The organism is Sorangium sp. So ce176 (assembly GCF_051519835.1).
GTDB classification, from domain to species: domain Bacteria; phylum Myxococcota_A; class Polyangia; order Polyangiales; family Polyangiaceae; genus Sorangium; species Sorangium cellulosum_G.
Window position 1 is genome coordinate 4,562,410 of the sequence record NZ_CP150371.1, and the last position, 17,922, is coordinate 4,580,331.

Consider the following 17,922-nt stretch of genomic DNA (forward strand, 5'->3'; position numbering starts at 1 on the left):
AAGATGCTTCGGGACGCAACGCTGGTCCGCGGGACCGGTGTACAGGCCCCGCGCTTCGCGCTCAGGACCCTGCATGGCAAGAGAGCATATCGACTCACCTCGCGCCCGCTCGTCCGGGTTCCACGCGCGCGGTAACGCAAGCTCAGGCTCGCCCCCTCGGCAGGAGATGCCGCGTTGACTCGAGGGCCGCTCGAAGCGGTGGTCTCGCCGGATGCTGGTGTCGGGCTGAGCCGTCGCGCTGGACAGGGGGTCGTCGCCAAGAGGGGTTGATCCTCCAGGGCGCCAGGGCGTGAGCGTTTCGGGCGCGTCAATGAGCGCCGCGGGCGCGCGCCGCGCGGCGGCGGGGCGCACGGTGAGCGCACGGTCCGGCGCGTCGCCGGGCCCGCTCAACCGAGAAGGTCACCCCCATGAACACGCACCCGAAGCGCCTCACCGCCGTCCTCGTCTGCCTCACCGCCGTCCTCCAGGCGTGCGCCGAGGGCCCGACCCCGGCCGCGCCGGAGCGCCGCCGCGTCGGCGGCTTCACGACGCCCGAGTCCGTGCTCCACGACGAGGAGCGCGACGTGTACCTGGTCTCGAACATCGTCGGCTCGCCCGTCGAGAAGGACGATCGCGGGTTCATCTCGCGCGTGTCGCCGGACGGCGAGATCCTCGACCTCACCTGGATCGACGGCGCGTCCGAGGGCGTGACGCTGAGCGCGCCCAAGGGCATGGCCCTCGCGGACGGCAAGCTCTACGTGGCCGACATCGACGCGATCCGCGTCTTCGACGCGAGCGACGGCGCGCCGATCCAGGACATCGAGGTGCCCGGCGCCGGCCTGCTCAACGACATCGCCGTCCTGCCCGGCGGGTCGATCGTCGTCTCGGACTCGGGCGTGACGGTCATGGACGGCGCGATCACCGGGACGGGCACGGACGCGCTCGTCGTGATCGATCCGGGCGGGCAGCCGTCGAGGCTGCTCGCCGACCCCGCGCTGCCGCACCCGAACGGCGTCGCGTACGCCGACGGCGAGATCTGGGTGGCCTACCTCGGGGCCGCGCGCCTCGACGCGGTCGCCGCCTCGGGCGAGCCGCGGCGCGAGATCGCGCTGCCCGCGGGCACGCTGGACGGCCTCGTGCGCCTCGACGATGGCCGGCTCCTCGTGTCGAGCTGGGACGCGAGCGCGATCTTCGAGGTCGACCCCGCCGGGGACGCCGCGCCGCGCGTCTCCACCCTCGCCGAGGATCTCCCGAGCCCCGCCGACCTCGGCTGGGACAGCGCGAGGAGCCGGCTGCTCGTCCCGCTCTTCAACGACGACGAGGTCGTCCTGCTCGACGTCGAGTGAGCCCGCGGCGCTGCGCTTTGGCCGCCAGCGCGACGCGCTTACGCTGATCCGCCCCGGCCGGCCTGCAGCGCGTCGCCGCGGCGATCGCGCCGCCCGTCGATCGATCCGGCAACCAGGAGCGAACATGAACACCCAGCTCACCCGACTGCTCGAGCCCACGGATCAGGCCCAGGCCTGGAGCGCGCTCCGGGAGGCGATCTCCCGGCTGGAGCGCGCGTCCTCGACGTACGGCGCGGCCGGCGCCGGCCTGGCCCGCTGGATCGGCGTCTTCACCCGCGCGCGCGAGCGGATCCAGATCCATCGGCTCTCGCGGCCGCTCGTCGTGCTCATCCTCGACGGCGCGAAGCGGATCTTCCTCGACGGGCCGGACGGCAACACGCGCCTCGTCGCGCGCGAGGGGCAGATCCTGCTCGTGCCGCAGGGCATCCCCCTCGAGCTCGTGAACGAGCCGGACCCGGAGCGCGGCGTGTACCGCTCGTTCACCATCGAGCTCCTGAGCGAGGTCGACGAGCGGCTCCAGCGCCGCTACCCGACGCTCTGCGTGCAGCGGGGGCTCGGCGGCTTCGAGGCGGATCGGCCGCACCTCCTGCGCTCGGCGATGCCGTCGATCCAGGCGCTGATCCACCTCGTGAACACGCTCCTGCTGCCCGGGGCGCACGCGCTGCTCCTCCAGCACCGGCTGGAGGACCTCATCCTGACCTTGCTGCTGCAGCACCGCGAGCAGCTCGAGGAGGCGCGCGCCGCGTCGTCGACGCTGTCGCTCGACCCCACGCTCGCGATCCGGACGCTGGTGCGCCGCGACCCGGCGCGCGCGTGGGCCGCCCAGGACGTCGCGCGCGCGCTCGGGGTGAGCAACGCGACGCTGCGCCGCCGGCTGGGCGCGAAGGGGCTCTCGTTCAGGACGCTCGTGTGGAAGGAGCGGCTCGAGCTGGGCAAGACGCTGCTGCGCTCGGGGCGCCACGGCGTGCTCGAGGTGGCGACGGCCTGCGGCTACGACTCGGCGTCGCGCTTCGCCGAGCAGTTCCGGCGCTCCGAGGGGCTCAGCCCGTCGGAGTACCGCGCGCGGCACCGGCCGGGCGCGGACGACGGCTGCTTCGGCGAGGAGAGGGGGTCGAGGAGCGGGGTCGGGGGCTGAGCAGCTCAGCGCATGACCGCTTGCGCGATGGTCTCGATCATCCGCGGGATGGCCACGGAGATGAGGATCCCGAGGTTCGCCCGCTTGTTGTCCACCAGCATGCCCTGGAGCAGCTTGCCGTGGTTGAGGACCACCACCGTGTGGTTGCCCGCCATGTCCATCAGGTAATACCGCCCGAGCGGCGGGAAATTCGAGTCGCGCAGCGAGGTGTCCAGCTCCTCGGTGATGCGCGTGAAGAGGGCCACCGCCACCGGTTGCTGGTTGAAGCCGGCGAGCGACAGGCCCGCCGCGCGCTCCCAGATGTCGGTGGCCAGCAGCCCATCGCGAAGGATGTTGCGGAGATCATGGACTGCGGCCTCGAGGACTTTGGTATCGATCATCGTGCTTCCGTGGCTCCTGGGCGCGCGCGCCCGCGTTGAAAATCCCGCATTCGTTACAGCCCGTGCAGGGTCGTCTCGAGCGCCTCCTTGAGCTGCTCGAACGCCCGCGTGGAGAGGGCCTCGTCGCCCACGGTCCCGAGGCAGAAACCGCCGCGCGCCGTGCGCGCCTCGACCCAGGACATCATCTGCGCGCCCAGCCAGAGCGCGCCCGCCGTGGCGTCGACGCCGGGGATGCTGCGGACGCCGACGAGCGCCGAGAGCAGCGGGCCCACGAGGGACACGTGCGCCTCGGAGATGCCGTGCGCCGCCAGCGTGAGGCCGTTGTCGTCGGCGACGAAGGCGCCCACGCACGCGTGGTGGTCGAGCGTCCAGGCGACGAGCGTGTCGAGCCGGTCCGCCGGGTTGTCGGAGGTCTGCACGAGGCGCGGCACCTCCTTCGGCGGCGTGGGCGCGGGCTTCGCCGGCGCGGCCTTCGCCGGCGCGGGCTTCCCCTGCGCCGCGGGGCGCGGCGGCGCCATCGGGCTCACGAGCGTCGTGCGCTCCTGCGACCGCGGCGCGGTCACCTGCGCGAGCAGCGAGCTCACCCGCTGCGCGTCAGTCCACGAGACGGATCGGACCGTCATCCTCGCCTCCTGCCGTTGTGCCCAGGCGCTCCTCGATCTCGGCCACGAGCTTGTCGAACACCGCAGAGACCGCCGGAGGTCGGCGGCTGAGCAAGCCGAGCGGCACGCCCGCGCGGCTCGCCTGGAGGAACGTGCTGTCGCGCGGCACCGCTGTGTCGAAGACCTGCTCGCGGTAGAGGGACCACAGCTCCTCCAGCGACGCCAGCGGCACCGGATCGCGGAACGAGCTCATGGTGCCGATCACGCCGAGCAGCGAGCAGGCGGCGCCGATCTCGCGCAGCCGCGCCAGCATCTCGAGCAGCCGGGGCAGGGCCCGCAGCGCGAGCGGCTCGCACTGCGCCACGGCGATGACGCTGTCCACCTCTTCCAGCGCGATGCGCGACATGCCGCCGAGCCCGGCCGGCGTGTCGAAGAGGACCAGATCGAAGTCGCGCTGGCCCTGCTCCAGGATGCGCCCCACGATGTTCGCCTCGCGCGCGTTGACGGCGAAGCGATCCTCGTCGAGCGCGTCGACGGGGCCCATGGGCAGCAGACAGAGCTCGGGGAGCCGGGTCTTCACCACGCCCTCGAGCGGTGGGCCGTTGCGCGCGAGGCACGCGGCCAGGCCGGGGCGATCGCTCACGCCGTCGAGCGACATGCCGATGGCGCCCTGCAGATCCGTGTCGACGAGGAGGGTCCGCGCGCCGCGGCGCGCGAAGGCGAAGGCGCAGTTGAGCGCCACGGTGGTCTTTCCGACTCCGCCCTTCAGGCTGGCGAATGCGATGGATCGGGTCATCTTGGGTATCCGAGCTTGCGTAGCTGTTCCAGGTTAGCGCGCACGAGGCTGGATGCGGGATCGAGCGCCGAGAGGTCGGTGAGGACGCGGGCCGCCTCGCTGTAGCTGCGCTCCATCAAGAGGCGCCGCGCGTCGGCGTTGAGCTGCTTGATGCGGCCCGCGAGCTGCTCCGGCGAGGCGAGCGCGACCGCGAGCCGCCGCGACGAGATCGGCGGCGGCATGTCGACGCTGCCCTCGTCGATGCGGCGCAGCGAGTCGAGCACCAGCTCCGCGAGGTCCTTGAAGATGGTGCGCTCCTTCGTCGAGCCCCCGGCCGGGTTGACGCGCACGCGCATCTCCGGGCGGATGAGCCGCGCGAACGCCTCCTCGCCCACGCCGAGGGCGTCGAACGCCGTCCACACCTGGCCGCGCCGCACCTCGATGAGACCCACGTCGCCGCTCTCGTTGCTCACCACGAGGACGTGAGAGTCGCCGGACATGCAGATCATCTGCAAGAAATCGACGGGCACGAAGTTCATCCCGACCGGCGCCGATTGCGCGCCCGCGGCGTGCGCCATGAGGACGAGCGTCTCCTCGGCGATGGGCCACGTCACGCGCGTGACGCTGCTCACCGCGCCCGGGATCTCCGCGCCGTCGTGCACGGCGAGCACCAGCCGCGCCGTGCGGCGGCTCAGCTGCGCGATGGCGTCCTCCGACGCCCCGGGGAGCGACGGCGCGTAGATGATCAGCTCCACGCTCGCCGCGCCGTCGAGCGCCTGATCGAGCTCTTCCCACGTGGCGGCGCCGAGCGCGCTCACCTGAGCCTGCCCGGCGATGACGCGAATGCACCGCATGCGCTCGCGCAGATCGGGATGGGCGATCACGACGATGGGCATTCCATCAGCCTCCGAGGTCGCGGTCGCGCTGCGCCCGGCGCAGCATGACCGCCGCCGCGTTGTCGCCCGGGCGCATCTGCGCGCACGCCTCGAACGCCTCGACCGCCTCGGCGAAGCGGCGCTGCACGAAGGCGGCGGTGCCGCGGGAGAACGCCTCGCGGTAGCGCCGATCCTCCTCGGTCTCGACCACCGGCAGCGTGAAGCGCGCGCTCACGGGGGCGGGCTCCTGCGAGCGCCGCTCCAGCCCGCGCGCGGGCATGGTCGGCGGCCCGGCGTCCATGGGAGCCTCGGACGCGGTGGTCTCCGGCGCGTTCCGGAACGACACCGGCGTCCTCTCGCTGTACGGCGACGCCACCTCCCTGCCCGTGTACAGGCCGACCAGCACCTGCAGCGTGCGGAGCCGCCCGAGGGGGCACATCTGCACGATGTCGTCGAAGGTCGACGAGCCGTCGATGTACCGCGCCACCATCAGCGCGTCGGGCGAGCGACCCGCCGCCACGGGGATGGGCCCCGCCACCTGATCGAGGCCGCCCAGCCGCTTGGCGTAGGCGCCGGCGAGGAACTCTTTGATGCGTTCGATGCTCGTCTGCAGCTCGCGATCGTTGGGAGACTCCGATCGCGCTCGGTACAGCACCGCGAGCGCCTCCTCGTAGCGCTTCTCACGGACCAGCCGCACGACCTCCTCCCGGACGGGAATGGTCTTCGGGATCGCGCGGCTCTCGGGTTCCGACACCAAAGCTGAGTCGTGTTGGTCTTTCACGGCACAAATCGGCAAGTTACATGCCCGAGCCTCCGGCCTTCAAGCTGTTTGATTGAATGTTCGGGCCGCGGCCCCCAGCGTCGCCCATCGGCCTCGCCATCGTCACAGGTGCGAGCGTGTGCGGGATCGGTCAGAGCCAGACTCTACATCAGTCGCTGCGACCTGAGCCCACGTGAAGGCCAGGACAGGGGCCGGGCCTATAAAAGGAGACCCGCTGCCGCGGCCTGCGGGGTGCGTCGCCGGGCGCGCTCGGACGCCCCGCGGGAGCAATCGTCGGCCCCTCATCATTGCTCGCTCTCGGTCTTGCTGTCCTACACGGGCGCTTATTTGTACACCTGAGTGCCGCGTCCGACGTCTATGGAAGGATCCCTGAAGATATTGGATTCAGCTTACGCCGGACTTGCGCTACAGTCGGTACACCGAGTGGGAACACCCCCCAGCGTTGAACGACGACTGGAGGCGGTTCGAAGCTGGATCAGAAAAATCAACCTCGGAAATGCAGCTTGGGGGGGGGCAGGCAAGAATTCAACCCGGGCGAGATCCGGCAGCACTCACTTCGGTGACGCTGTGACCTTGTCTTGGGCATCACGAGGCGCCCTCGGCTCCTCGGAATAAGCAAACAGAGGGATAACTAGACCAACGACACAACAGCCGAAAGGAGATCGCTTATGCGGCAGGTCTTGCGGCACATCTTCCAGAAGAAGCAGGCTTACGCTCGTCTACCCCTGTTCGAGCGGATGCGGGACGACCGGCTCGATCCTATCGAGCGGCTCGGCTTCTATCCGTGCATGGCTTACTTCATCCTGAGCTTCGGCGACCTGAACCGGTTCGTACTCCGGGACGAGCGCGAACCGGACATGTACCAGGACATGGTCAACGTCCACTCCCGGGAGGACGATCACCACTGGCCGTGGTACCTGGAGGATCTGACGAAGCTCGGCTTCGACATCGAGGCGCGGGGCTCGGACTGGATGAACTTCCTGTGGGGGGAAGAGACAGTTCAGAATCGGATCCTCACGACCCGGCTGACGGAGCTCATCAAGGGCACGTCGGGGCTCGAGCGGCTCGTCATCATAGAGGCGATCGAGGAGACCGGCAACGTCCTGTTCTCGGCGATGCTCCCGCTGGCCAAGGCGCTGGAGGAGCGCCTCGGCACGGAGCTCCGCTACTGCGGCCCGCATCATTTCGAGCGCGAATCGGGCCACACAGTGGACGCGGATCACGCCGCGCTCGCGGGCATCTCGCTCGACCCGGCCACGCGCGCGCGGTACAAGGCGCTCGCGGACGAGGTGTTCGCGATGTTCGAGCCGTGGACGAACGAGCTCCTGCGCTATGCCCTCAAGCACCCGGTGAGCGTCGCCGAGACCGACGGCGTGAGCGGGGTGATGGTCCGGTCGTCGATCCTCGCCGCGTGAAGCAGCGCGGTTGAGCCGCTCCGGTCCGCGCCGCGCGGCCCCCTCCACCGCACCCCACTCCGGCACGCGCCGCGCGCAGAGCGCTCTGCGCGCGGCGCGGACGCCGATGGCGTCCCACCCTACCATGCCCTGCCTCTGCCGCCGGGCGGCCTGATCGTCGAGATCACGGACGCGCAGCCAGGGACGAGCCCGTGGCGGCGGCGGCCTGACCTCGTGAGCGCCGAGCGCGCGGCCCACCTTCGGCTTCGGGCGGCTCCCCGCTCCCTGCTCAGAACGAGCCCTCGCGCAGGTTGATGCCGTGCTCGAGGTACGCCTTCAGACAGCAGGCCATGTGCATCCAGCCCTGGCAGTTGCCGTAGGACGCCTGCAGCCCCGACGCTGTCTCCTTCCAGCCCGACTCGGCGATCCGGACGAGCGTCGCGCTCGGGCCCAGCGCCTCGAAGTGCATCTCCACCGTCGTGTTGTAGGGGAGCTCCTTCATCTGCTTGCCGTCGCCGTCGTCGGAGGGCTCGCTCGCCGCCCACTCGAGGACGATGAGCTTGTCGGTGACGACCTGCTTGACGGAGACAGGGAAGGGCTTGCCTCCGTCGAAATCGGCGAAGCTCCACATGACGGTGGTCCCCTCGTCGAGCGGCCCGCTCGCGCCGCCCGTCGTGAAGTACCCGCTGAGCTTCTTCGGGTTGTAGACCGCATCGAAGACCTCGTGGACGGGCTTCTGAACCTTCGTCTGCACCTGGAACTTGAGCTCCATGACACCCTCCTTTTCGCGGTAACGCCTCGGCCGCGCGCCGGCGCACCGTTGCGCCGTTGCGAAGGCGCAACGGGCGCACGGGCGCGCCGGACGTGGCGACCTGTCTGCGCGGTGATTGACCGCCCCCGCATCATGTTATATTATTATAACATGTCAAGCGCCGAGCCGGATGACCTCGTCTTCAAGGCGCTGGCCGACGGTCGCAGGCGAGAGATCCTGGACCTGCTCACGGACGGGCCGAAGACGACGGGCGAGCTCTGCGACCATTTCGCGGCGTGGGATCGCTGCACGGTCATGCAGCACCTCGGGGTGCTGGAGAAGGCCGAGCTGGTGATCGTCAAGCGGGAAGGGCGCCACCGATGGAATTACCTGAACGTGCTCCCCATCAAGCGGATCCACGACCGGTGGATCAGCCGCTACGCGTCCGCCGCGGTCGAGCTCCTCGCCCGGCTGAAGCGCGATCTGGAGACGTGAGGCGGCAGCAACAGCAGCGCCGCGGCCAGGGCGCTGGACTTTCGTCGCTCTCCAGCGCTCCGGGCGGCGTCTTGTTCCCTGCGTGCGGCACCGCTAGGGATCGAGGGATGCGTACGCACCTTCCGACGCGCCATCTCGCCTCGATCGCGGTGATCACCTGCCTCCTCGCGGCGACAGCCTGCAGCTCCAGCGAGGACGCTGCGCTCACCGTCGCCGAAGCCCGCGCCCTCGCCGAGGGCTCCACGGCGACTGTCGAGGGGTTCGTGACCGTCGCGCCCGGCACGTTCAACTCGGCGACAGGAGACCAGGGCTTCGCCCTCCAGGACGCCACCGGGGGCATCTACGTGAGCCTGCCCGACGCGCTCGATCTCGAGCTGGACGTCCGGGTGCGCGTCACGGGGAAGCTCGGGCAGACGGCCCAGCAGACGGTGCTCAACGCCGATGCGGCAGCTGTCACTGTGCTCGACGCGATCGGGCCCGTCGAGCCGACCCTCGTGACGACCGCCTATGTCGGAGAGGAGGTCGAGGGCCTGCTGGTCAACGTGAGGGGCGCCGTGACAAGGCCCGTGGAGGACGACCAGCCCTACGGCTTCAAGGTGTATATCGACGACAGCTCGGGCGAGACCCAGGTCTTCGTGCACATCGTGGACGGCCGACCCGTCATCGACGTGGCGTCGCTCGCCGTCGATCAGGCCATCTCGGTGACCGGCCTCGCCGCGCAGTACGAGGCGACCTACGAGGTCGCGCCGCGCCACGCGGGCGACCTAGCGCCGCAGTGAGCGCGCCGGCGCGGGAAGCTGGACTTCGCCGCGGGCATCCAGGATCGTTCCCCGTACGGAGGGACGAGCGATGAGCAAGCACGAACCGGCAAAGACGCAGCGCATGGTGAGGCTGGGCTCCACGGGGCCCGAGGTGTTCCGGCTGGGGCTCGGCTGCATGGGGATGTCCGGCATGTACGGCGCCACCGACGACGCCGAGAGCGTCCGGACGATCCAGGCGGCGATCGACCTCGGCGTCACCCTGCTCGACACGGGGGACTTCTACGGGATGGGGCACAACGAGCTCCTCGTGGGGCGCGCCATCGCCGGCCGGAGGGAGCGGGTCCAGCTCTCCGTGAAGTTCGGCGCCCTCCGGGGGCCGGACGGGGGCTGGGGCGGGCTCGACATGCGCCCCGTCGCGGTGAAGAACTTCGCCGCCTACAGCCTGAAGCGGCTCGGCGTCGAGGTCATCGACGTCTACCGCCCCGCCCGGCTCGACCCCGCCGTGCCGATCGAGGAGACCATCGGCGCGATCGCGGACCTCGTGAAGGCGGGCCACGTGCGCCACATCGGGCTGTCCGAGGTCGGCGTCGAGACGATCCGCCGCGCGCACCGCGTCCACCCGATCGTCGACCTGCAGATCGAGTACGCAGTCGCGACCCGCGGCCCCGAGGCCGAGATCTTCCCCGCGCTCGCCGAGCTCGGCATCAGCGCGACCCTCTACGGCGTCTACGCGCGGGGGCTCCTCACCGGCAGCAAGCCGAAGGGGCCGGGCGACCTCCGCGCCCACTTGCCCCGCTTCACCGGCGAGCACCGCGAGAGGAACGAGGACGTCGTGGGCGCGTTCCAGCGCTTCGCCCAGGAGCGCGGCATGACGCCGGGGCAGCTCGCGCTCGCCTGGGTGCTCGGGCGGCAGCCGGCGTTCGTGCCGGTGATCGGCGCGAAGACGCTCGCGCAGCTCGACGACGCGCTCGGCGCCCTCGACCGGCCGCTGTCGCAAGCCGACCTGACGGCGCTCGAGGCGCTCGTGACGATCTCCGGCGACCGCTACGCAGCGCCGCAGATGCGGCAGCTCGACAGCGAACGCCGGTAGAGCCTTGCCCCACGAGCAGCGCGCGCGGGAGGTCGTGAGGTGAGGCGCGGAGGTCCGCGCGCCCGCCGCGCTGGCGCGCCGGCGGCGATCGCCGCGCGCGGCGCCTCGCTGCTGCCTCGCGTCGCCCGCCTGTCGCTCCTCGTGGCGCTGACCCGCTGCGCCGCGGGCGAGGGCCCCCCCGCCGCGCCCAGGGCGCCTGCGGCGCGCCCGACCGCCCATGCGCCGAGCCCGGCCGCGCCGATCGACGACCCGCCGCTCCTCGTCGCGGAGGCGTCGGGGGTGTGGCTCGACGATCCCGGGCGCCGGGCGAAGCTCCTCGCCCTCGCGCCGCAGATCGAGGCCCACCTCGGCGCCGAGCTCGTCCGGCAGGAGCTGCCGGGCTTCACGATCGGCGTCGTCGTCGGCGGCGAGCTCGCGTATTCGCGCGGCTTCGGCGCGCGCGATCCGGCGAGCTCGGCGGCGCCCGACGCGGACACTGTCTACCGCGTCGGGTCGATCACGAAGACGCTCACCGCCGCCGCCATCCTGCAGCTCCGGGACGAGGGCAAGCTCGCGCTCGACGACCCCGCGTCACGCTACGTCCCGGAGCTCGCGAAGGTGGTCTATCCGACCTCCGACTCGCCGCGGATCACGATACGCCACCTGCTCACGCACTCCTCGGGGCTGCCGCGGCTCGGGCGGTTCAATTACTCCGACCCGTCGCGCGACGTCACGGAGGCCGAGCTCCGCGCGGCGGTGCCCGGCGCGATGCTCGAGGTCGTCCCCGGGACGAAGGAGGTCTATTCGAACTTCGGGTTCGCGCTCCTCGGGCTCGTCGTCGAGCGCGCCTCCGGGCATCGCTACCGCGACCACGTGAGCGAGCGGCTCCTCGCGCCGCTCGGCATGTCGTCCTCGTTCTGGGAGCAGCGCGCGGTCCCGCCCGGGCGCCTCGCGACGGGGCACCGCAAGAGGGCGGGCAAGCTGGAGCCCGCGCCCCACTGGCGCTTCGGCGCGTCCGAGGCGGCCGGCGGGCTCTACGCCTCGCTGCGCGACATGGCCCGTTACACAGCGTTCCAGCTCTCGGCCTATCCGCCGCGCAGCGGCGACGACGCGGGGCCCCTGCGGCGCAGCTCGATCCGGGAAGCCCACACGACCGCGCGGCCCGCGCGCCTCTCGGTCGCGCCGGCGGCCGCCGAGGGGCGTCATGCTGTCGACGCGACGGCGACCGGGTACGCGTATGCCTGGCGCGCGCACCAGAGCTGCGAGGACGATGCTGTCGTCCGGCACAACGGGGCGACGGACGGCTACTCCGCCTGGGTGGAGCTCTACCCGCGGGCCGGCGTGGGGCTCGTGCTGCTCGTGAGCCACGCCGACGCCGACGTCGAGGCGATCCTCGGGGAGGTGCGCTCGATGCTGCGCGAGGCCGGCGTCACAGCGCCCCGGCGGGAGCGCCCGAGCGCCCGCCTGGAGTCGGCCTTCCGCGGGGCCGTCGCGCTGTACGAGCGCTTCGAGCCAGCGCGCTACGAGGCGCTCTTCACCCCGGAGTTCCGGGGAGCCATCCCGGACAGCACCTTCGAAGAGACGCTCCAGCGCTTCAGGAAGACGCACGGGGCCTGTCGGCCCGGCGGGCTGATCGCATGGCAGCCGCCGCTCGAGGCGCGCTACGCGATGGCGTGCGAGCGGGGGCGCATCGAGGCGAAGCTCGCGCTCGACGCCGGGACGTCCAGGATCATGACGTACCGCCTCGACGGCATCGCGCCCCCGACCGAGGCGATGAAGCGCAGCGCGCAGCAGGTGCTCGAGCTCGCTGCAGGCCAGCCGACAGCCGCGGTCGGGCCCGTGCTCTCGAGCGCCGCCGACGCCGGCGCCGTCCAGGAGGAGCTCCGTGCGCTGCAGGAGCGCCACGGGTGCAAGCTCGGCGGCTCGGTCGCTTCGGACGGGGATCAGGAGCACACGTTCCGCGTCGTGTGCGAGCGCGGCGGGAACCTGGTGATGAAGCTCAGGATCGAGGCGGGCGAGCCCGGTCGCGTCCGCGGGATCGAGCTCGACGCTGCAAAGCAGGCGGGCAGGTGCCCGAAGGAGCTCTGAGGAGCGCGCGCGGGCACGTCGCTGGCTGTATGATGTTCGTTTGTCCCGCCATGAGATTCATTGAAACATGAGCTCGCCTGCTCCCTCCGCAGCCAGGATGTCAGCCGACCGTCGCGCCGTGTCGCTGCACCTCGCCGACGGCACCTTCGTCGCGGCATCGCCGGCCGCCCTCGGGGTCTACGGCGCGGCGCCCGAGGCGCTCCTCGGGCGTCGCTTGCAGGATCTCGTCGCGCCCGAGGACAGGGCGGACGCGGAGGTCGCGCTCGATGAGGCGAGGCGCTCGAGCGACGCGATCTCCTTCGTCGTCCGGCTTCAGGGAGACGGCGGCTCGCCCCGACGGATCGAGATCGTCGCCCACGCGCAGGGCGGCGCGGCGGGCGAGAGCCGGCTCTGCTGTACGGCGCGCGACGCGTCGACGGCCGCCCGCGCGGCGGCCGAGCAGGTGCAGCTATCGAGCAGGGCCGACGAGATGGGGCGCCGCCTGGATCGGCTCATCGCGAGCGTGCCCGGCGTCGTCTGGGAGATATGGTTCGTCGACGATCCGTCCCGCCAGCGGGTCAGCTTCGTGAGCGAGCGCGCCCTTGCCCTGAGCGGCTACACCCCCGAAGAGTGGCTCTCCGAGCCGGACTTCTGGGCGAAGATCACGCACCCCGACGATCGGCCGGCGGCAGACGCATCCGGCACGCTCGCCGCGACGGGCTCCGCCAGCGCGCAGAGCCGGTGGACAACGAAGGACGGCCGCCTCGTCTGGGTCGAGACCCAGATGCGCGCCCTTCGCAACGACGACGGGAGCCTGGCCGGCTATTGCGGCGTGACCATGGACATCACCGCCAGCAAGCAGGCCGAGCAGGAGCAGGCGCGCCTGCGGGAGGAGATCATCCAGTCGCAGGCGCGGCTCCTCGCCGAGCTCTCCACGCCGCTCATCCCGCTCAGCGACGGCGTGATCGCCATGCCGCTCGTCGGCTCGATCGACAGCGCGCGCGCCGAGCGGGTTGTCGAGACGCTGCTCCAGGGGATCAGCTCGTCCGGCGCGCGCACGGCGATCCTCGACATCACGGGCGTGCCGACAGTGGACACGCAGGTCGCGGACGCCTTGCTCAAGGCCGCGCGCGGCGTGCAGCTCCTCGGGGCCGAGGTCGTGCTCACCGGCATCCGCCCGGAGGTCGCCCAGACCCTTGTCACGCTCGGCGTGGAGCTCACCGGCATCGTCACCCGCGGTACCCTGCAGGACGGGATCCGCTACGCCGTCAGCGCCGCTCGACCGTGGCCAGGACGCCGAAGCGATCCCACAGGGTCGTCCGGACCGGCCGCCCTGCGGCGCTGATCGTGACCGGCTCGTCGAGGACGCGATCGGCGCGAAGCGCCGCGGCGGCGCTCGTCAGCCCGCTGTCTCGATGCGCCCGTCGGGGTAGCGCGCGAAGCGGCCCTCCTCGCGCGCGTGGACCGGGTCGTCGCTCGGCCACGGCCACCCGCCGAAGCCTGTGCGCCGGTAGTCGAGGAAGGCCTGCTGGACCTCGGCCATCGAGGTCATTACGAAGGGGCCGTGCTGCGCGACGGGCTCGCCGATGGGCCGGCCCTGGAGCAGCAGGATCTCTGTCTCGTCGGGGCCGTTCTCGAGGAGCGCGGCGGCGCCGTCGCGGAGCGTGATCCGCTGCCCCGCGGGGACGCGGCGGGCGCCCACGCGCAGCTCGCTGCCGCGGAAGAAGTAGAGCGCGCGGTTCGTCCCGGGCGAGGCGGCCGGCAGCGTGAAGCGCGCGCCGGGCGCCATCTTGAGCGTCCAGATCGCCACGTCGGCGTCCGCGCGCGACGCCCACGACCTCGGCGGCGGCGCCGGCGGGCGGAGCTCGCCATACCGGCCGGCGACGACAGTGAGCTCGGTCGAGCGCCCCGCGGCGTCGCGCACGAGCTGCCTCGGGATCGTGTCGCCCCACATCATCACGAAGGCCGGGTCGGCGAGCTTGTCCGCGCGCGGGAGGTTGAGCCAGATCTGGAAGAGCTCGAGCGGGTTGGGCCCGCCGCGCTCGACGAGCGGGAACATCTCGGCGTGGACGATGCCGCTCCCGGCCGTGAGCCACTGGACGTCGCCGCGGCCGTAGCGCGCGGCCGCGCCGAGGGAGTCCGAGTGATCGATGAGCCCGCGCCGCACGACGGTCACTGTCTCGAAGCCGCGGTGCGGGTGCTGCGGGAAGCCGGGGACCACGGCGCCGTGGTACATGCGCCACCCGTCCTTTCCCGCGAAGTCGCGCCCGATGGCGCGGCCGGCGAGCGAGGCGGCCGGCCCCATCCTGTCGTTGCCGGCCGGATACGCGTCGTCGTGGTGCACGCAGAAAAGGAACGGGTCGAGCGTCTCCCACGGCGACCCGAGCGGCGCGACGTCGCGGACGACATCCTGCGCGGCGAGCGCGGCGTCGTCGGTGCTTGTGGACGAGGGCTCGGTGCGGGCGCATGCGGCAACGACAGGCGCGGCGGCGAGGGCACCGAGGGCAGAGCGGCGATCCATGGCAGCCATCGTAAGGCGCGGCCCAGGGAGGAACAACAGCGCAGGCGCGCAACGTGGCGTTGCGGCGGGAGCAACCATCGACGCTCCGGCGCGCAGCCGCGCGGCGTTTGCCGGGGGGAGCGGCGGTCGAGGGGCGGCGAGGACGACCGGGATCGCGCGCGGGTTGTCTGCGCGCCCCTCGATGCTCCGCTGGTCCAGGTGGTAACGTCGATCCTCGTGTCCAGAGAGCGCTCCGAACGGAGCATCATCTTCCTCGTCGCTGCGGTCCAGTTCATCAACATCCTCGACTTCGTGATGGTGATGCCGCTCGGGCCCGACTTCGCAGTCGCCCTCGGCATCTCGATGTCCGACATCGGCCTCATCGGCGGCAGCTACACGGCGGCGGCCGCGATCTCGGGCCTGGCCGGCGCGTTCTTCCTCGACCGGTTCGACAGGCGCAGCGCGCTCGCCGTCGCGATGCTCGGCCTCGTTGTCGGCACCGCGGCCGGCGGCCTGGCGACCGGGCTGCCGAGCCTGATGGCGGCGCGCGTGCTCGCGGGGGCGTTCGGCGGGCCCGCGACGTCGGTGGCGTTCTCGATCGTCGCCGACGTCATCCCCCCGGAGCGGCGCGGCAAGGCGATGGGCGTCGTGATGGGCTCGTTCTCGGCCGCCTCGGTGCTCGGCATCCCCGCCGGGCTGGAGCTCGCCCGTCGCGGCGGCTTTCCGCTGCCGTTCTACGCCGTCGCGGCGCTCGGGCTCGTCGTCGCCGGGCTCGCGATCTTCCTCCTGCCCTCGATGCGCGGCCACCTCGCGGGCGCGCGGCCGCCGGGCGGCGCGCTGAGCGAGCTCCACGCGCTCGTCCGGCGGCCCATCGTGATGCTCTCGTTCGCGACGACGGCGGTCGTGACGATGGCGTCGTTCCTGGTGATCCCGAACATCTCCGCGTACGTGCAGTTCAACCTCGGGTACCCGCGCGATCGGCTCGGGCTTCTCTACTTCGTCGGCGGCCTGGTCAGCTTCGCGGCGATGCGGGCGGTGGGGCCGCTGGTGGACCGGTTCGGCTCGTTCCAGACGGGCGCTGTGGGGGCGGCGGTGCTCGTGGCCGTGCTCTATGCCGGGTTCTTCTCGTACGTTCCGGGGCTGCCGGTGCTCGGCATCTTCATCGTGTTCATGCTCGGCATGACGTTCCGCAACGTCTCGTACAACACGCTCACGTCGAAGGTGCCGCGCCCCGCCGAGCGCGCGCGCTTCACCTCGATCCAGTCGGCCGTGCAGCACATGGCGGCCGCGCTCGCCGCGTTCTGGTCGGCGAGGATGCTCCACGAGCTCCCCGACCACCGCCTCGACGGGATGCCCATCGTGGCCGCGCTGTCGATCGCCTTCACGATCGCCTTTCCGGTGCTGTTCCTCGGGATCGAGCGCCGCGTCGCCGTGGCCGCGGCGACGCGGCCGTAGAGCGCCGAACAGCCTGAAACACCCAGGAATGAAGAGATTTGAACCACAGAGGCACAGAGGACACAGAGGAACAACAAAAAACGCTGTGTCCTCTGCGCCTCTGTGGTTCGTTTTCTCGGGGTTTCAACCTGTGCGGTGCTGCGCGCGAGCCCGTGAGCAGCCCCCGATCGAGGTTGGGCGGCGTGTGGTCGTGACTGACCACCACGATGCGGCGGACCCCGTCGAGGTGATGATGGTAGTGGTCGATCCTCTCCGTCATTGCCCCCTCTCCCTGGATCGAGGTACAGCCAATCCCATGCGTGCGACACGTCCTCGATTCGCCTCCCGAGTCTCCCCCCGATTCGAACCCCCGGGCGAGGCGACCAGGGCCGTGAGCCGCCCGTCCAGAGCGCGATGAGCCAGCGTCCAGGCGGGGCAGGGGACGATCCGCGCGAGATCGGCGCCGTCGTCGACGGCCTCCGCAAGGTCCTCGCGGACGTGCGCGACGGCGCGCTCGACGTCCGGTGGGACGACGCGCTGCCCGAAGGCCATCCGCTCCACGGGCTCCAGGACGACATCAACGCGCTCATCGCGGCGGTCGCCATGGAGCGGACGCGGAGCCTCGATTACGTGGAGAAGGTCGAGGACCAGCGCGCCACCATCGAGCTCCAGCGCGCCGCGCTGCGCGAGCTGTCGACGCCTGTCATCGAGGTCTGGAGCGGCGTGCTCTGCCTCCCGGTGGTCGGGGTCATGGACAGCGAGCGGGGCGCGCAGGTGATGAGCGAGCTGCTCGCGACGGTCTCCGAGCGCTCGGCGGGCCACGTCATCATCGACGTCACCGGGATCCTCGCGATGGACGGCGAGGCGCTCCGCCATCTGGTCAACGCGGCGAGCGCCCTGCGGCTGCTCGGCGCCGAATGCGTGATCACGGGGATCAAGCCGCTCGTCGCCGATTCGCTCGTGGAGATGGACTTCGACCCGGGGCTGCTCACGACGCGGAGGAACCTGCGGGAGGCGCTCCGCCATATCATCGCGGCGAAGCGCGCCCCCTGAAGCCGGCGGCGCGTCTCTGGCGATCCGCGCGTTCGGCCTGCGATCGGCGCGCGGGCGTCAGCTCGCAGGGTTCATCTGCGAGAAACGATAGGCGCCCACGGTGGCGGCGAGCGACGAGAGGACGAGGAGCGAGAGCGCCAGGGCGACGTTGTGGAGCGATTCGCCGAGGCCGACCATCCAGAGCCAGCGCGCGTCGGGCTGCACCGCGCCCATGTACGTGAGCGACTTGATGGTGCCGCTGACGAACCCGAGGCCGCCGGACATCAGCGTCAGGATGCCGAGGCTGATCTGGAGCGGAACGAAGCGCCGCTCGGGCGAGATGGCGTAACGGACGGATGCGGCGAGGAGCAGGAGCCCGAAGACGAGCGTCGGGTACATGCCCCAGCCGCCCATGTGAAACGCGTCAGACATGATGCGGACCTCCTTCGATGGCGGTGCTGACATGCGGTGGGGGAGAAGGTTCCCGGGGCGAAGGAGGGAAGTGCGTCGCGGCGGGCGAGTCGGTCGATCCATCGGCGCTGGAGC

18 protein-coding genes are annotated in these 17,922 nt (G+C 71.5%); 10 read left to right on the forward strand and 8 right to left on the reverse strand.

Annotated features, from left to right (window positions below):
* Nucleotides 1-407 precede the first annotated feature (407 nt).
* Nucleotides 408-1,325: an SMP-30/gluconolactonase/LRE family protein gene (locus tag WMF42_RS16910; protein ID WP_437693104.1), complete on the forward strand. Its 918-nt coding sequence runs from the start codon at nt 408-410 to the stop codon at nt 1,323-1,325.
* Between the two features lie 124 nt (nt 1,326-1,449).
* Nucleotides 1,450-2,460, forward strand: a complete 1,011-nt coding sequence (locus WMF42_RS16915) for a helix-turn-helix domain-containing protein (protein ID WP_061606706.1) — start codon at nt 1,450-1,452, stop codon at nt 2,458-2,460.
* Between the two features lie 5 nt (nt 2,461-2,465).
* Here the strand turns inward: WMF42_RS16915 and WMF42_RS16920 are convergent, their stop codons facing one another.
* Genes WMF42_RS16920 through WMF42_RS16940 form a run of 5 tightly spaced genes read right to left on the reverse strand, consistent with a single transcriptional unit; the run spans nt 2,466 to nt 5,846 of the window.
* The gene (locus WMF42_RS16920) at nt 2,466-2,840 is read right to left on the reverse strand and encodes a hypothetical protein (RefSeq protein ID WP_061606707.1); all 375 of its coding nucleotides are present in this window, start codon (nt 2,838-2,840) and stop codon (nt 2,466-2,468) included.
* A 53-nt stretch (nt 2,841-2,893) separates the two neighbouring features.
* Nucleotides 2,894-3,463: a hypothetical protein gene (locus WMF42_RS16925; protein WP_061606708.1), complete on the reverse strand. Its 570-nt coding sequence runs from the start codon at nt 3,461-3,463 to the stop codon at nt 2,894-2,896.
* Nucleotides 3,435-4,238, reverse strand: coding sequence for a ParA family protein (locus WMF42_RS16930; RefSeq protein ID WP_437693107.1), 804 nt, complete (start codon nt 4,236-4,238; stop codon nt 3,435-3,437). The genes WMF42_RS16925 and WMF42_RS16930 overlap by 29 nt, the downstream gene beginning before the upstream one ends.
* The gene (locus WMF42_RS16935) at nt 4,235-5,113 is read right to left on the reverse strand and encodes a DUF4388 domain-containing protein (RefSeq protein ID WP_437693109.1); all 879 of its coding nucleotides are present in this window, start codon (nt 5,111-5,113) and stop codon (nt 4,235-4,237) included. Before WMF42_RS16935 ends, WMF42_RS16930 begins: the two co-directional genes overlap by 4 nt.
* Nucleotides 5,114-5,117: 4 nt before the next feature.
* The gene (locus WMF42_RS16940) at nt 5,118-5,846 is read right to left on the reverse strand and encodes a hypothetical protein (RefSeq protein ID WP_061606732.1); all 729 of its coding nucleotides are present in this window, start codon (nt 5,844-5,846) and stop codon (nt 5,118-5,120) included.
* Between the two features lie 695 nt (nt 5,847-6,541).
* Between WMF42_RS16940 and WMF42_RS16945 the strand changes: the two genes are divergently transcribed.
* Complete coding sequence (locus tag WMF42_RS16945) at nt 6,542-7,288, forward strand: hypothetical protein (RefSeq protein ID WP_061606711.1); 747 nt, start codon at nt 6,542-6,544, stop codon at nt 7,286-7,288.
* Nucleotides 7,289-7,556: 268 nt separating this feature from the next.
* Here the strand turns inward: WMF42_RS16945 and WMF42_RS16950 are convergent, their stop codons facing one another.
* Nucleotides 7,557-8,039: an SRPBCC family protein gene (locus WMF42_RS16950; protein ID WP_437693112.1), complete on the reverse strand. Its 483-nt coding sequence runs from the start codon at nt 8,037-8,039 to the stop codon at nt 7,557-7,559.
* 150 nt (nt 8,040-8,189) lie between these two features.
* Between WMF42_RS16950 and WMF42_RS16955 the strand changes: the two genes are divergently transcribed.
* The 5 genes from WMF42_RS16955 (at nt 8,190) to WMF42_RS16975 (ending at nt 13,755) form a co-directional block, all read left to right on the forward strand.
* Nucleotides 8,190-8,513: an ArsR/SmtB family transcription factor gene (locus WMF42_RS16955; protein ID WP_434047811.1), complete on the forward strand. Its 324-nt coding sequence runs from the start codon at nt 8,190-8,192 to the stop codon at nt 8,511-8,513.
* Nucleotides 8,514-8,620: 107 nt separating this feature from the next.
* On the forward strand, nt 8,621-9,292 hold the full coding sequence (locus WMF42_RS16960; RefSeq protein ID WP_437693114.1) for a DNA-binding protein: 672 nt from the start codon (nt 8,621-8,623) through the stop codon (nt 9,290-9,292).
* A gap of 70 nt (nt 9,293-9,362) precedes the next feature.
* Nucleotides 9,363-10,364 (forward strand): aldo/keto reductase, encoded by a 1,002-nt coding sequence (locus tag WMF42_RS16965; protein WP_061606713.1) that lies wholly within the window; start codon nt 9,363-9,365, stop codon nt 10,362-10,364.
* Between the two features lie 39 nt (nt 10,365-10,403).
* Nucleotides 10,404-12,431, forward strand: coding sequence for a serine hydrolase domain-containing protein (locus WMF42_RS16970; protein WP_061606714.1), 2,028 nt, complete (start codon nt 10,404-10,406; stop codon nt 12,429-12,431).
* 97 nt (nt 12,432-12,528) lie between these two features.
* Nucleotides 12,529-13,755: a PAS domain-containing protein gene (locus WMF42_RS16975; RefSeq protein WP_437693115.1), complete on the forward strand. Its 1,227-nt coding sequence runs from the start codon at nt 12,529-12,531 to the stop codon at nt 13,753-13,755.
* Between the two features lie 54 nt (nt 13,756-13,809).
* On the opposite strand, the gene WMF42_RS16980 is transcribed toward WMF42_RS16975, so the two are convergent.
* On the reverse strand, nt 13,810-14,940 hold the full coding sequence (locus WMF42_RS16980; RefSeq protein ID WP_061606716.1) for a pirin family protein: 1,131 nt from the start codon (nt 14,938-14,940) through the stop codon (nt 13,810-13,812).
* A 207-nt stretch (nt 14,941-15,147) separates the two neighbouring features.
* On the opposite strand from WMF42_RS16980, the gene WMF42_RS16985 reads away from it, so the two are divergent.
* Both WMF42_RS16985 and WMF42_RS16990 read left to right on the forward strand, forming a co-directional pair.
* A complete protein-coding gene (locus WMF42_RS16985) occupies nt 15,148-16,365 on the forward strand; it encodes an MFS transporter (protein ID WP_437693117.1) in 1,218 nt (405 codons plus the stop codon).
* 393 nt (nt 16,366-16,758) lie between these two features.
* Nucleotides 16,759-17,397 (forward strand): STAS domain-containing protein, encoded by a 639-nt coding sequence (locus WMF42_RS16990; protein ID WP_061606717.1) that lies wholly within the window; start codon nt 16,759-16,761, stop codon nt 17,395-17,397.
* A gap of 57 nt (nt 17,398-17,454) precedes the next feature.
* On the opposite strand, the gene WMF42_RS16995 is transcribed toward WMF42_RS16990, so the two are convergent.
* Nucleotides 17,455-17,808 (reverse strand): hypothetical protein, encoded by a 354-nt coding sequence (locus WMF42_RS16995; protein ID WP_061606718.1) that lies wholly within the window; start codon nt 17,806-17,808, stop codon nt 17,455-17,457.
* Between the last annotated feature and the right edge of the window lie 114 nt (nt 17,809-17,922).

Excerpts from the sequence above, each read along its gene's own strand:
- WMF42_RS16910 (WP_437693104.1), top strand. The coding sequence starts at position 408 with ATGAACACGCACCCGAAGCGCCTCACCGCCGTCCTCGTCTGCCTCACC.
- WMF42_RS16915 (WP_061606706.1), top strand. The coding sequence starts at position 1,450 with ATGAACACCCAGCTCACCCGACTGCTCGAGCCCACGGATCAGGCCCAG.
- WMF42_RS16920 (WP_061606707.1), bottom strand. The coding sequence starts at position 2,840 with ATGATCGATACCAAAGTCCTCGAGGCCGCAGTCCATGATCTCCGCAAC.
- WMF42_RS16925 (WP_061606708.1), bottom strand. The coding sequence starts at position 3,463 with ATGACGGTCCGATCCGTCTCGTGGACTGACGCGCAGCGGGTGAGCTCG.
- WMF42_RS16930 (WP_437693107.1), bottom strand. The coding sequence starts at position 4,238 with ATGACCCGATCCATCGCATTCGCCAGCCTGAAGGGCGGAGTCGGAAAG.
- WMF42_RS16935 (WP_437693109.1), bottom strand. The coding sequence starts at position 5,113 with ATGCCCATCGTCGTGATCGCCCATCCCGATCTGCGCGAGCGCATGCGG.
- WMF42_RS16945 (WP_061606711.1), top strand. The coding sequence starts at position 6,542 with ATGCGGCAGGTCTTGCGGCACATCTTCCAGAAGAAGCAGGCTTACGCT.
- WMF42_RS16950 (WP_437693112.1), bottom strand. The coding sequence starts at position 8,039 with ATGGAGCTCAAGTTCCAGGTGCAGACGAAGGTTCAGAAGCCCGTCCAC.
- WMF42_RS16955 (WP_434047811.1), top strand. The coding sequence starts at position 8,190 with ATGTCAAGCGCCGAGCCGGATGACCTCGTCTTCAAGGCGCTGGCCGAC.
- WMF42_RS16960 (WP_437693114.1), top strand. The coding sequence starts at position 8,621 with ATGCGTACGCACCTTCCGACGCGCCATCTCGCCTCGATCGCGGTGATC.
- WMF42_RS16965 (WP_061606713.1), top strand. The coding sequence starts at position 9,363 with ATGAGCAAGCACGAACCGGCAAAGACGCAGCGCATGGTGAGGCTGGGC.
- WMF42_RS16975 (WP_437693115.1), top strand. The coding sequence starts at position 12,529 with ATGTCAGCCGACCGTCGCGCCGTGTCGCTGCACCTCGCCGACGGCACC.
- WMF42_RS16980 (WP_061606716.1), bottom strand. The coding sequence starts at position 14,940 with ATGGCTGCCATGGATCGCCGCTCTGCCCTCGGTGCCCTCGCCGCCGCG.
- WMF42_RS16990 (WP_061606717.1), top strand. The coding sequence starts at position 16,759 with ATGAGCCAGCGTCCAGGCGGGGCAGGGGACGATCCGCGCGAGATCGGC.
- WMF42_RS16995 (WP_061606718.1), bottom strand. The coding sequence starts at position 17,808 with ATGTCTGACGCGTTTCACATGGGCGGCTGGGGCATGTACCCGACGCTC.